At 30.3% G+C, this 14,532-nt stretch carries 10 protein-coding genes; 9 read left to right on the top strand and 1 reads right to left on the bottom strand.

The features are described 5' to 3' along the window. Positions 1 to 67 precede the first annotated feature (67 nt). The 7 genes from J2Z76_RS01235 to J2Z76_RS01205 all read left to right on the top strand — a co-directional run bounded on the left by J2Z76_RS01235 (position 68) and on the right by J2Z76_RS01205 (position 11,303). Positions 68 to 589, top strand: coding sequence for a tripartite tricarboxylate transporter TctB family protein (locus tag J2Z76_RS01235; RefSeq protein ID WP_209510163.1), 522 nt, complete (start codon positions 68 to 70; stop codon positions 587 to 589). 12 nt (positions 590 to 601) lie between these two features. Further along, entirely contained in the window at positions 602 to 2,095 is a 1,494-nt protein-coding gene (locus J2Z76_RS01230; RefSeq protein WP_209510162.1) for a tripartite tricarboxylate transporter permease, read from the top strand. Positions 2,096 to 2,321: 226 nt separating this feature from the next. Then, positions 2,322 to 3,608 (top strand): 3-phosphoshikimate 1-carboxyvinyltransferase, encoded by a 1,287-nt coding sequence (gene aroA, locus J2Z76_RS01225; protein WP_209510161.1) that lies wholly within the window; start codon positions 2,322 to 2,324, stop codon positions 3,606 to 3,608. Between the two features lie 165 nt (positions 3,609 to 3,773). Continuing rightward, the gene (locus tag J2Z76_RS01220) at positions 3,774 to 7,295 is read left to right on the top strand and encodes a DNA polymerase III subunit alpha (protein ID WP_209510160.1); all 3,522 of its coding nucleotides are present in this window, start codon (positions 3,774 to 3,776) and stop codon (positions 7,293 to 7,295) included. Positions 7,296 to 7,375: 80 nt separating this feature from the next. Next, positions 7,376 to 8,335 carry a 6-phosphofructokinase gene (pfkA, locus tag J2Z76_RS01215; RefSeq protein WP_209510159.1) on the top strand — a complete coding sequence of 320 codons (960 nt, stop codon included), beginning with the start codon at positions 7,376 to 7,378 and terminating at the stop codon, positions 8,333 to 8,335. A gap of 40 nt (positions 8,336 to 8,375) precedes the next feature. Further along, positions 8,376 to 10,133 carry a pyruvate kinase gene (gene pyk / locus J2Z76_RS01210; protein WP_209510158.1) on the top strand — a complete coding sequence of 586 codons (1,758 nt, stop codon included), beginning with the start codon at positions 8,376 to 8,378 and terminating at the stop codon, positions 10,131 to 10,133. Between the two features lie 18 nt (positions 10,134 to 10,151). Beyond that, positions 10,152 to 11,303 carry an AI-2E family transporter gene (locus J2Z76_RS01205; RefSeq protein WP_209510157.1) on the top strand — a complete coding sequence of 384 codons (1,152 nt, stop codon included), beginning with the start codon at positions 10,152 to 10,154 and terminating at the stop codon, positions 11,301 to 11,303. Between the two features lie 50 nt (positions 11,304 to 11,353). Here J2Z76_RS01205 and pepT read toward each other — a convergent pair whose 3' ends face one another. Beyond that, the gene (pepT, locus tag J2Z76_RS01200; RefSeq protein WP_209510156.1) at positions 11,354 to 12,577 is read right to left on the bottom strand and encodes a peptidase T; all 1,224 of its coding nucleotides are present in this window, start codon (positions 12,575 to 12,577) and stop codon (positions 11,354 to 11,356) included. A gap of 287 nt (positions 12,578 to 12,864) precedes the next feature. Here pepT and J2Z76_RS01195 point away from each other — a divergent pair, with 287 nt between their 5' ends. Both J2Z76_RS01195 and J2Z76_RS01190 read left to right on the top strand, forming a co-directional pair. Further along, positions 12,865 to 13,863, top strand: a complete 999-nt coding sequence (locus J2Z76_RS01195; RefSeq protein WP_209510155.1) for a nucleoid-associated protein — start codon at positions 12,865 to 12,867, stop codon at positions 13,861 to 13,863. A gap of 26 nt (positions 13,864 to 13,889) precedes the next feature. Continuing rightward, on the top strand, positions 13,890 to 14,528 hold the full coding sequence (locus J2Z76_RS01190) for a lactate utilization protein (protein WP_209510154.1): 639 nt from the start codon (positions 13,890 to 13,892) through the stop codon (positions 14,526 to 14,528). The last annotated feature ends 4 nt before the right edge of the window (positions 14,529 to 14,532 follow it).

Raw genomic sequence — 14,532 nt, 5'->3', positions numbered from 1 at the left:
TTTATTTTATCTAACTATTTAAATAAAATAGGGGCATTAAATTTATTAGAAAAAGGGTGATATTCAAATGAATAATCAAAAAAAAATCAATAAAAGTATTTACGAAGGAATTTTCTTCATGATTATTGGAGTTAGCCTTATTATATATTCTTTGATTTCATATTCCCAGTCATTTAATCAAGATTGGTCTCAATCGCCATATGCTTTTCCTATTTTAGTAGCAATTTTTATATGTTTACTTTCAACAAGTTTATTGGTTAGTGGAATAAAGAAAAACAAAGATTCAATTGATAACAACAAAGATAATCTTTCAGTAAAACCAAATATAAAAGGCGTAGCAGTGATTCTGCTTATTTCAGCCGTTTATTATTTTGCATTGGCAGTTGTGGATATGCCAATAATTACATTGACTATACTCTCATTATCTATATCTTTTTCAACTTTTGAAATATCAACAATTATTTTCTTATTTGTTTTGTTAAAGTATCTGAAAGTTAGTAAAAATGTGTTACTTATTTTTATTCCAATAATAACAACAATACTTTTGAGCATTGCATTCAGAACATTGCTCCATGTATTATTACCATAAGGAGGGACTAAAATGTTGGAAATTTTATCAATTGTAGATATAAGATTTATAATGTTAGTATTTGTTGGTTCCGTTGCTGGTCTTTTCGTAGGATCTATTCCAGGACTTTCAGTTTCTATGGCGACAGCATTATTAGTTTCTATAACTTATACATGGAATACTACAGATGCTTTGGCAACAATTATGGGAGTATATGTTGTAGGTGTTTTCTCTGGAGCTGTATCAGCTATATTAATAAATATACCCGGTGCTCCCTCGTCAGTAGTAACAACATTAGATGGTTATCCTCTCGCGCACAGAGGAGAATCACATAAAGCTTTATTTTATGCAACGATATATTCCTTTATAGGAAGTTTATTTGGACTTATAGCATTGTGGTTATTGGCAAAACCAGTTTCAAATATTGCACTAAAATTTACACCTATGGATTACTTTTTATTAGCCTTATTTGGATTGGCAACAGTAGGATCAGTAACTTCTAAAAATTATACAAAAGGATTAATGAGTGCTGCATTGGGGTTAACCGTTAGTATGATTGGGTTAGATCCAATTATGGGTACACCTAGAATGACTTTTAATGTATCAGATCTCCAAGCAGGTATTGCAATAGTTCCAGCTTTAGTAGGTTTGTTTGGTTTTTCAGAGGTTTTAAGTGTTATATATGACAATAATTTAGAACAAGTAGTACTTCAATTAACTAAAATGAAGCTTAGTGTTAAAGAATCTCTTAAACACTGGAAACTAGCACTTTATTCATCATCAATAGGTACTGTTATTGGTGCTCTTCCTGGTGCAGGTGGTCCAGTTGCTGCATTTATTTCATATAATGAGGCAAAAAGAATTACTAAAAACCCAAAGATTCCATTTGGAGAAGGAGCTGTTGAGGGAATAGTAGCAAGCGAATCTTCAAATAATGCTTGCATTGGTGGAGCTTTAATTCCAATGCTAACATTGGCTGTGCCAGGAGATGCCGTTACAGCAATATTGTTATCAGTATTTTATGTTCATGGGTTAAAACCAGGGCCAATGTTTATTAAAGAAAGCCCTGAAATGTTTAACGCAATTATAGCTGGTGGTATTATTGCATGTTTTGCTTTATTAGTGCTAGGATTGTTGGTTGCACCTAAAATTAGCAAGGTAATATCTGTTCCCAAAAACATATTACTACCAATTGTCGTAGTTTTATGTGTAATTGGTTCTTTTGCATGCAACAACCGCTTGTTTGACGTAATACTAATGTTCATGTTCGGGTTAATTGGGTTTTTAATGCGTCGTTTTGATTACCCAGCCGCACCAATGGTACTTGCAATAGTATTAGGTGGCATGATGGATTCTAATTTTAGAAGGGCAGTATCTCTTGCATCATCAACAGATAATATGCTTTTATCTATGTTTGGAAGACCAATAACTATTGTATTATTAACTTTAACTATACTTATAATTCTATCAAATATACCAATGGTTAAAAAGTTGTTGTCTAAAACACCTTTAGAAATTAATAAATAGTTAAATTTAAGCAATACAAATTAATATTATAAGCTAAGGCATAATATTGCCTTGGTTTTTTTATTAATGTATTCAAATGAAAACAGCATATACATGAGCCGTAGGTTAATAATATATAAATAATTATATACTAGACATCATTAAAATATAATAATATAATATAAATAAGTTAAAACCATATATGAAATATGAAGAAAATATTTGAAGTTTAAAAGGAGAAGTTGAGATGCAGGGAATTATAAAAAGAAGTAATTTATCAGGAACTATAATGGTTCCTGGTTCGAAAAGCCACACTATTAGAGCAATTATGGTAGCCACAATGGCTAAAGGAAAATCTGTTATTAAAAACCCATTAAAAAGCGAAGATTGTAAAAGTGCAATAAATGTTGCTAAAGCATTTGGAGCTAGTTGTGAATTAAATGAAAACGAGTGGGTTATTGAGGGTGTAGATGGAAAATTAAAATTACCAGATGATATAGTTGATTGTGGGAACTCTGGGACAACAACTTATATAGCTTGTTCAATGGCGGCAACAATTGAAGGAACGACCATAATTACAGGAGATGCACAAATTAGAAAAAGACCAATAGATACTTTATTAAAGTCGATAAATAATACTAGTGCAACAGCATTTAAATCAAGGCCAAAAATTGATGCACCGCCTGTAGTAATAACGGGTCCGATGGAAGCTGGAAATATTAAATTAGAAGGAAAAATATCTCCACAAGTATCAGGTGTGTTGTTATCAGCACCTTTGTTAGAAGGTACTACAGAAATAACAGTTGAATATCCTTTAGAAATTCCATATGTAAAAATGACATTAGATTGGATGTCAAAACATGGAGTAAAAGTTGAACACAGTAATGATTTTAAGAAGTATATAATAAATGGACCACAAAAATATAGTCCAGTCAATAGTATAATTCCAAGTGACTGGTCAGGAGTTGCATTTCCCCTAATAGGTGCTGTGATGACTAATTCCATAGTAACTATAGATGGAGTTGACTTTAATGATGTTCAAGGAGACAAAGGAATAGTAGATGTATTAATAAGCATGGGGGCAGATATAACAAAGGACATAAATAATCATAAAATGATAATAAAAGGTGGGAAACCACTTAAAGGGGTTCATGTAGATTGTAAAAACATGCCAGATACACTACCAGCCCTATCTGTTATTGGAGCATATGCTTCTGGACAAATGAAGATGACTGGGCTAGAGGTAGTAAGATTAAAGGAAACGGATAGAGTATCTGTTATGCAAGAAGAGCTAATTAAGATGGGTGTAGAAGTTGAGGTAGGTGAGGATTATATTATAATAAATGGTGGGAAAGGATTCAAAGGAACTGAAGTAGAAAGTCATGACGACCATCGCGTTGCTATGGCACTAATGATGGCAGGATTAGTTTCAGAAGGTGAAACTCGAGTAAATGATATAGATTGTGTTAATATTTCATTCCCTAACTTTGTTAATGTAATTAACCAAATAGGTGCTAATATAGAAGTTTGTTAAAAGTTATAATTAAAACCAAAGATTTATTTCTTTGGTTTTAATTATTTTGACATATATTTTTCATTACTAAATTAATTCAATTAATTTATAGATATAATAATAGAAATATATTTTGAATTATTATATTAAAAATGGTAAAATAACTTCATAAGGAGAGATGCACTTATGTCAAAAAATAAATTTACTCATCTACATGTACATACGGAATTTAGTCTCCTTGATGGAGCTTGCCGAATAACAGAACTTGTTAAAAAGGCAAAAGAGTTGAAAATGGATTCAATTGCTATAACAGATCATGGATCTATGTATGGAATAGTAGAATTTTTCAAACAGGCTAAAAAAGAAGGTATTAAACCTATCTTGGGATTTGAAGCTTATGTTGCACCTAGAAAAATGAGTGATAAGGACCCGCAAAAAGATAAAAGTCAATACCATCTAGTACTATTAGCAGAAAACTACGAAGGATATAAAAACCTTTTGAAAATATGTTCAGCGGGTTTTGTAGATGGGTTTTATTATAAACCAAGAGTTGATTACGACTTATTAAGACAACATAGCAAAGGTATAATAGCACTGAGTGCTTGTGTTGCTGGTGAAGTACAAAGATATTTAATTGATAACAATTATGATAAGGCTGTTGAAACAGCGCTTATATATAAAAATATATTCGGAGAAAATAATTTTTTTCTTGAAATGCAAGATCATGGAATGAAAGAGCAGCAGATTATAAATAGAGGCCTAGTAAAAATGAGTCAACAGCTAGGTATACCTCTCGTTGCGACTAACGATATTCACTACATAAACAAAGAAGATTCGAAATTTCACGATGTATTGATGTGCATTCAAATGCAAAAAACGGTAAATGAAGAAAGAATGAAATTTCCATCTGATGAGTTTTATTTAAAATCATACGAAGAAATGTCTTTGTTGTTTCCAGAAGAAGCTTTGGAAAATACAGTCAAAATAGCAGAAAGATGCAACGTTGAACTTGACTTTGGTACTGTTCATCTACCAGAATTTAAAGTACCTCTAGGATACACTAAAACGGAATATTTTCGTGAAATATGCCAAACAGGACTTGAGGAAAGATATAAAAATGTTACAGGTGAAATTCAGAAACGACTTGATTATGAAATAGGAATAATAGAACAGATGGGTTATGTTGACTATTTTCTTATTGTGTGGGATTTTATAAAATATTCCAAAGACAATAAAATAATGGTAGGTCCAGGTAGAGGTTCAGCAGCAGGTAGTTTAGTTGCATATTCTATGAAAATTACAAATATTGACCCATTGAGATATAATCTTATTTTTGAGAGATTTTTAAATCCAGAGAGAGTAAGCATGCCTGATATTGATGTGGATTTTTGTTATGAGAGACGTGAAGAAGTAATAGAGTATGTAAAAGAAAAATATGGCAGCGAAAAAGTTGCTCAAATTATTACATTTGGAACAATGGCTGCTAGGGGTTCGATTAGGGATGTTGGAAGAGCACTTAATTTATCATATGGACAGGTTGATTTTGTAGCAAAAAAAATTCCTATGGATTTGGGGATGACTATTTCAAAGGCATTAGAGATAAATACTGAATTTAAGGAATTGTATGACAACGACCAGGAAATCAAAAATCTCATAGATATAGCTTTAAAAGTTGAAGGATTACCAAGACATTCATCTACTCATGCAGCAGGTGTATTAATATCAAAAGAAAAAGTAACTGAATACGTTCCGCTTTCAAGGAATAAAGATATAATTACAACTCAATTTAATATGATAGAGCTAGAAGAACTTGGACTTTTAAAAATGGACTTTTTAGGACTTAGGACATTAACTGTAATTCGTGATGCTGTAGATTTAATAGAAAAAAATCACGATATAAAGGTAGATTTTAGCAACTGCATGTATGATGATCCTGATGTATTTAAACTTTTTGCGCATGCAGATACCCTTGGTATATTTCAATTTGAAAGTTCGGGTATGAGAGTGTTTTTAAAAGAACTAAAGCCAACAGAATTTGAAAATATAGTTGCAGCAAATGCACTATACAGGCCAGGACCTATGGGTCAAATACCCGTTTATATAAAAAATAGACTTAACCCAAACAATGTAACCTATTTGCATCCAAAGTTAGAACATATACTAAATGTAACATATGGCTGTATGGTATATCAAGAACAAGTCATGCAAATAGTTAGAGATATTGGCGGATTTACTATGGGTCGATCGGATTTGCTTCGCCGTGCTATGGGTAAGAAAAAAATGAAGGTAATGCAGGATGAAAGGCAAATTTTTATTTATGGAAAAAAATCTGAAAATAATGAGCCGGAAATCCCAGGGGCAATAAAAAATGGGGTCGATGAAAAAATCGCAAATGAAATATATGATTTGATGATTGATTTTGCAAAATATGCTTTTCCAAAGGCACATTCAGTAGCTTATGCTGCACTTGCATATGAAACTGCATGGCTTAAACTGTATTATCCAGTTGAATTTATGGCAGCACTTATATCAAGTATAATGGGAAACTCGAGCTCAGTATCCTTATATATAAGAGAATGCAAAAATCTTGGTATAGAAATATTGCCACCAGATGTAAATGAGAGCAGAGATAAGTTTACAGTAGTAAACGGTAAAATTCGTTTTGGTCTTGCAGCAGTAAAAAATGTTGGAGTAAATGTTATACAAGATATTATAAAAACTAGGGAGAACAAAGGAAAATTTTCTTGTTTTACAGACTTTTGCCAAAAAGTTGACACAAGTGTATTGAATAAACGTCAAATTGAATCGTTGATAAAATGCGGAGCATTTGATTTTTTAAATGTACATAGGTCGCAATTAATGGCAGTTTATGAAAATATAATTGATAGTGTTGTAAACCAGAAAAAGAGAAATATAGAAGGTCAATTTTCGTTATTTGATACTTCATTAGAAGAAAACACTGGAAATATAGAAGTTTTAGATGAATATCTTCCAAATTTAGCTGAATATAATGATAAGACTATTTTAGCTATGGAAAAAGAAATGGTTGGGGTTTATTTAAGCGGACATCCTCTTTCGCAATATGAAAAAGAGCTAGAAAGAGCAACAACTACAAATTGTAGTGAAATAGCTGAGTTAAGTGATAGTACTAGAGAAAGCGGTACAAATTTATGCGATGGAAGTAGAGTTATATTAGGTGGTATAATTATAAAAAAACAAAATAAAATAACAAAAAATAATAATATGATGGCTTTTATTACATTAGAGGATTTATTTGGAACAGTGGAGGTAATAGTATTTCCTAAAACTTACGATAAATATAAAGAATTGTTGTTTGAAGATAGTATAGTATTAATAGAAGGTACATTAAGTATTGTTGAAGAAGATACACCAAAACTTATGTCCAATAGAATTTATGAAATTAAAAAAAATGAAATAGCTTTTACAGATGACAAAAATAATAAATATGAGAAAAAACAAAAGAAGCTATATATTAAAGTAAGAGATAAAGAACATTATAAAAAAGTAAAAAAAGATTTATTTTCTTGTTTGCATAAATATTTGGGTAATGACTGTGTAATTGTTTACAATGAAAGTGAAAAAGCAAACATGATATTACCAAAAAAAAGCTGGGTAAATACAAATGATGAAAAGTTAATTGATAATTTGAAATTGTTTTTTGGAGAAAATAACATAGTAATAAAATAATGCGTACCGATATATACAAAAAATAATCAACACAAAAAATTTTATCATATAAAATGCAAATTAATGCAGGGAGGTTTATTTTGAAAAATATTGGGGTTCTTACAAGTGGTGGAGATGCACCAGGAATGAATGCTGCAATTCGAGCGGTAGTTAGATATGGAATATATAACAGTATTAATATTATAGGAATAAAAAATGGATATAAAGGTTTAATAGAAAGTGATACTATTGACATGTCTCTTTCCTCAGTAGCAGATATAATACATAGAGGTGGAACAATACTTGGAAGTGCAAGGAGTAAAGAATTTCAGGAATCAGACGGGTTTAAAAAAGCACTCCAAAATATAAAATATCTTGGGATAGACGGAATGGTTGTAATTGGGGGAGATGGAACATTTAGAGGTGCTCAGCAGCTATGCAATGCAGGCATACCTACAATAGGCATACCTGGGACAATTGATAATGATTTGCCATACACACAATATACATTAGGTTTTTTTACAGCTTTGACAACAGTGTTAGAATCAGTTGAAAAAATTAGAGATACATCATCATCCCATGGGAGGACAAATGTAATACAAGTTATGGGTAGAAATTGTGGAGATATTGCGCTGTATGCTGGACTTGCAGGTGGTGCCGAAATGGTTATTATACCAGAAGTTGAGCATAATATTGAAGAAATATGCGATAAAATAATGCAAGGTAGAGCTAGAGGTAAAAGGCATAGCATTATAATATTAGCAGAGGGTGCAGGAGATGCTAAAGAAATAAGTGAAATAATACAAGAAAAAACTGGAGTCGGTACCAGATATTCGGTTTTAGGATATACTCAAAGAGGAGGTACACCATCTGCATTTGATAGATTAATAGGCAGTCAAATGGGTGCAAAAGCTGTAGAATTGTTAAAAGAATCAAAGTCGAATAGATTGCTTGGGGTTAAAGGAAATCAAATTTTTGATATGGATATAGAAAAGGCGTTGGAAGTTGAAAAAAAATTTGATCAAACTACTTACGATTTAACGAAGATATTGTCAATATAGAATATTATATAAATAATAAACTTGAAAGGGTGAAAAATAAATGAGAAAAACAAAAATAGTATGTACAATAGGGCCTACATCACAGAGTGAAGAAATGTTTAGAGAAATAGTTAAAAGTGGATTAAATGTTGCAAGGCTAAATTTTTCACATGGAAACCATGAAGAACATAAAGAAAGAATAAGTGTAATAAAAAAGGTTAGAGATGAACTTGGCGCAAATGTTGCTATTATGTTAGACACAAAGGGTCCAGAAATAAGAACGAGAGATTTTGAAAATGGTCAAGCAGAGCTTACAAAAGAGCAAGAAATAATTATAACTTCAAGAGAACTTTTAGGAAATAATAAAATTATAAGCGTTACATATGAAGAATTTGCTCAAGATGTAAAAAAAGGTGATACTGTATTAATAGATGATGGATTAATAAGTTTAGAGGTAATAGAAAATATTAATGATACAGACTTAAAATGCATAGTAAAAAATGAAGGGATTGTAAAAAATAAAAAAGGTATAAATGTACCTAATGTAAAAATTAACCTCCCAGCATTAACTAAGAGAGATATAGGCGATATTGAATTTGGAATAAGAGAAGATATAGATTTTATAGCTGCATCTTTTATAAGAAAAGCGGATGATGTAATTTCTATAAGAAGAGTACTTGAAGAAAATGATGCTGAACATATTATGATTATTTCAAAAATAGAAAATAGAGAAGGCGTAGAAAATATTGATGATATAATAGAAGTTTCGGATGGTATAATGGTTGCTAGGGGTGATTTGGGAGTAGAAATACCTGCTGAGGAAGTACCATTAGTACAAAAATCGCTTATAAGAAAATGTAATGCAGCAGGCAAACCTGTTATTACAGCTACGCAAATGCTTGATTCCATGATTAGGAACCCTAGACCAACTAGAGCTGAAGTATCAGATGTAGCAACAGCTATATTTGAAGGATCAGATGCAATAATGTTATCAGGAGAAACAGCATCAGGTAGCTATCCAGTTGAATCAGTAAAAACTATGTCAAGAATAGCAGAAATGATAGAAAATTCATTAGATTATGAAGAAATACTAAGAACTAAATACGTTAGTGGAAATAACAGCATAACTAATTCAATAAGCATGTCAACATGCAGGACTTCATTAGATTTAAAGGCATCAGCAATAATCACTGCAACATCATCGGGTTATACTGCAGCGGCTGTGTCAAGATTTAGACCAGGTGCACCTATTATTGCTGCAACTGAAAACGAGTATGTTGTTCGTCAGATGGCTCTTTATTGGGGAGTTTATCCTTTGAAAATTGACAAAATGCAATCAACAGATGAAATCATAGATACATCAGTAGCAAAGGCATTAGAGAGTGGATATATAGAGAACGGAGATTTAATTGTAATTACAGCAGGAGTTCCTGTTGGAATTTCTGGTAGTACTAATTTATTAAAAGTTCATATAGTTAGCGAACTGTTGTACAAAAAAATGGGTGTAGGAAAAGAAACTGTAATAGCGAGAGCAAGGGTTGTAAAAAATGCAGAAGAGCTTAGAGATAAGTTTGAGGATGGAGATATTATAGTTATGCCATCAACAGATAGGGATGTTATTGAATATATGGAGCGAGCATCAGCCATAATAGTAGAAGAAGGGGGATTAACATCTCATGCTATTATAGCAGGATTAAACCTTGGTAAAGAGGTTGTAGTAGGCGCAGATAACTGTACAGAAGTTATAAAGGATGAAGAAATACTTACTGTAAATGGAAATCGTGGAGTAGTATACAGAGGTCAGGCAAAAATACTGTAAATTGTAAATTGTTAGGAGATGAACATTATAAATAAAAATAAAAGTCTTATTAAGACTTTGTGTCCTGTTATTATAATTGTTTTTTTGATGATGCTTATGGTTTTTAACGGTAGCAAAATAACATTGATTGTTAATGCTTTTATGCCGTTATTATATGCTTTTATTCTTGCATATCTTTTAGATTCCTTAGTTAGGTTTTGTGTTGTAAAGCTTAAAGTAAGGAGAACACAGGGGATTTTGCTAGCGTGCATTGTATTGATTGGAATATTGATGCTGATATTTTCAATAATTGTTCCTAAAATTGTTGAAAATATAAATGCTGTAGTGTCATTTGTCTTAGATAAAAATATTGATATAGGTCAAATTGTTTCAAATTTAAGAGATAAAATAAATAATCCATATGTTCAATTTATTTCAGATAGAATCCTTGAGGCAAGCGAATCTATTCAAGAACAGTTGAATTCTATACTTATTCATTTTTCAAATGTGTTGTTGCAGGTTATAACAAATATAGGAACAAGTGCCTTTTCAATAGTAACAAGTTTTATTATTAGTATTTATATGTTGATTGAAAAAAATGATTTAATAGCAAGAGCAAAAAGGTTTATATATGCTGTTTATGAAGAAACAAAGGCAAAGCAAATTATAAATATAGGCAGAAAAGCAAATATTATATTTAAAAGCTTTTTAAATGGTAAAATTTTAGATGCTTTTATAGTTGGATTGATTTGTATATTACTGTTTACTATATTTAGAGTGCCATATGCTGCATTAATGGGATCACTAATTGGATTGTTTAATATTATACCATATTTTGGTCCGATTATTGGTGCAGTACCAGTTGTAATAGTTTCGTTTTTCTTTGAACCAACAAAAGCTTTGACTTCACTTATTATAATCGTTGTAGTTCAGCAAATAGATGCAAATTTCCTCGACCCTAAGATAGTTGGAAAAAATATTGGAGTATCTCCATTTTGGATAATAACAGCAGTTACAATAGGTGGAGCACTAGGAGGAATAGCAGGATTAATATTTGGAGTACCAATAGTAGTACTTTTAAAAACTATATTAGAAGAGTATATAGAAATGCGACTAATAGAAAAAGGAATTTGTGAATTAGAAGCAGATAAACTCAAAGATATAAAAATAAATAAAAAAAAGAAAAAATAATTAGTTGTAAGGGACGCATATCAAATATACGTCCCTTTTATTAATATGATCTATTTTGCATATAATTCAACAATTTTAGTTAAAATTTCAACTACACTTTCCATAGATTGAATAGAAATATATTCATATTTACCATGGAAATTGTGTCCACCTGTACACAAATTTGGACATGGTAGTCCCATGTAAGAAAGTCTTGCACCATCAGTACCTCCTCTGATAGGACATATTTCTGGTTCAATATTAAGTTCCTTCATTGCTTTGACAGCAGTTTCAACTATATGAATGTGAGGAAGTACCATTTCTTTCATATTTAAGTACGAATCTTTTAATTCAACAACAACTGTGTCGCTACCATATTTTTCATTAAGGTAATCAGCAATTTTAAAAAACCTGTCTTTCTTTGCTTTGAATTTATTTGCATCGTGGTCACGAATAATATATGAAAGTTTAGTTTCTTCGACACTTCCACAAATATCGCATAAATGATTGAATCCCTCGTAATTTTCTGTATTAGCAGGAGTTTCAAATATAGGAAGCATTTGTTGAAATTCAATAGCAATAAGAATGGAATTTTTCATTTTGTTTTTAGCTGAACCAGGATGAATGTTTATTCCATTAATTATAACTTTTGCACTAGCAGCATTGAAATTTTCATATTCAATTTCTCCAAGTCTTCCTCCATCAACGGTATAGGCAAAATCAGCACCAAAGTTTTCAACATTAAAGTGTTCAGCACCGCTTCCAACTTCTTCATCAGGAGTAAATGCAATTTTAATTGTCCCGTGCTTAATATCTGGGTTATTAATTAAGAATTCTGCTAAAGACATTATTTCTGCAATTCCAGCCTTGTTGTCAGCACCAAGCAAAGTTGTTCCATCAGTAACAATCAAATCTTGACCTATGTAATTTTGCATATGTTCAAACATATCTGTTTTCATAACAATATTTTTTTCTTTATTTAAAACTATATCTTTACCATCATAATTTTTTACTATTTTAGCTTTAACATTATCTCCAGGCATATCAGGCGATGTATCCATATGAGCAATAAAACCAATTGTTGGAATTGGTTTTACTGAGTTTCCAGGAATAGAACCGTATACATAACCATAATTATCCATATCAGCATCGCTGATACCTATATTTTTCATTTCCTTAACTAAAATACTTGCTAAATTTTTTTGCTTCTCACTGCTAGGAAAACAATCAGAATTATCAACAGATTGTGTATCAATAGCAACATAATTTAAAAATCTTTCATGAACTTTAAGCATATTTAAACCAACCTTTCGTAAAAGTTATTTATTTATATGTAATTATAGCATTATTATAAATTTTTTAAAAGCAATAAATATTAGCTAAGTTATTAAGCGCTTGTAACTAATATTAAATTATTTATTTATATTTGTCAGAATTATAAGTTTGAAATAAAAAACATTAAAACATAAGTGTAAATGTTGATAAAAACAAATAAATTAGATTTGTATTTATTGTATTTATAATATATAATTAAATAAACAATAAAAGTTTGAATAATATATTATAAAACCAAGAGGTAAAAATGAGCGTATCAATTTCAAGGGCTATATTACACATTCTTGATACAAGTGTAGGAGTACCAGTTTTGTCAGAAAATCTCATGTCATTAGGTGAGGATATGAGAGAATATATAGAAAAGCATATATTAAAATGTCTAAATGATTCAGATTTAAAAAAAACTAAATTTATAAATGATGATGGATTCTTTTTTAAACAGATTAAAGAGTACAGAGATAATCCAGAATTCAAAAAATTTTCTAAAGCTATATCAGAATTTTTTTATAAATTAATATCAGAAAATCCAGATATAAAAACATGTGACATGCTTTTTGTACAAGCTAATGTTTTTAATAAAGATTATATGATAATAATGAAATTAAATTATAAAAAAGGATATATTCACTACTCAAAAGAAGAAGAAGGTACAAAAAATATTATAATAGAACAACCATGCGCATTGCCATCCATAACTCAAAAAATAGATGAAGTTATATTCGTTGATTTAAATAGTTTTGATGTTTTTGTAAAAGAGAAAAAATGTCAGGTGTACAATGAGCCATGCTATTATATATCAAAGCATTTACTTGGATGTAAAGAAGAAAAAGCAGATAAAGAAAAAGTTAAAATTATTACAGATACAACTGATAAAATAATTAAAGAATATTATGATGATGATATGTTCATGAAAAGCAAGGTGAAAAATATCATCAGAGAAAATGTAGAAGAGTCATTAAATATTGACTTATCAAAAATATCAGATGAGGTATTTAAAGAAGAAGAAGTAAAAAAAGCATATACCGAAGAAATAAAAATGAAAGGTATAAAAGAACCAGAAATAAAGGTAAACTTTAACTATGCAAATAAAATAAAAACAAAACAAAAAATTATTACAGATGAAGGAATAGAAATAAATATACCATATGAAATGCTTAGTAATAAAGATAAAGTTGAGTTTATAACAAATCCAGATGGAACAATTTCTATTGTTTTAAAAAATATCGATAGTATTATTGATAAATAATAAATAATATAATATTAGGAGGTTACATGGATAAGAACGTAAAGGAATCATACAAAGTTAAAAGTACAACAATAATCAAAAATCTTCAAAAAAGAAACATGGAAGGATATTATTGTGAAACAAAAGAAGAAGCTAAAGAATTACTTATATCATTAATTAACAAAGATGATGTTGTATCATGGGGTGGAACTTTTTCAATTGAAGAAATTGGAGCTAAACAAGCTCTAAAAGATAATGATATCAAAGTTATAGATAGAGACACTGCGAAAACTCCAGAAGAAAGAACAAAGATGATGAAAGCTGCACTTACTTCAGATGTGTTTTTAACAAGTACAAATGCAATTACAATGGAAGGTGAGTTGGTAAACATAGATGGAGCTGGAAATAGACTAGCTGCATTTTGCTATGGTCCGGATAGTGTAATAGTTGTAGCTGGAATGAACAAAGTAGTGAGAGATGTAGAAAGTGGAATGAAAAGAGTAAGAACGGATGCATGTGTACCAAATGCAATTCGATATAATTTAAAAACTCCATGTGCTGTAACAGGAATATGTGCAGAGTGCACTAGCAATGAAACAATATGTAGTCAAATATTAGTAACAAGATATTGTAAACAAAAAAATCGTTTTAAAGTTATTCTAGTAGGAGAACAATTAGGATTTTAATAAA

The organism is Sedimentibacter acidaminivorans, assembly GCF_017873955.1.
GTDB classification, from domain to species: Bacteria; Bacillota; Clostridia; order Tissierellales; family Sedimentibacteraceae; genus Sedimentibacter; species Sedimentibacter acidaminivorans.
This window is presented reverse-complemented; position numbering and strand designations above follow the sequence as displayed.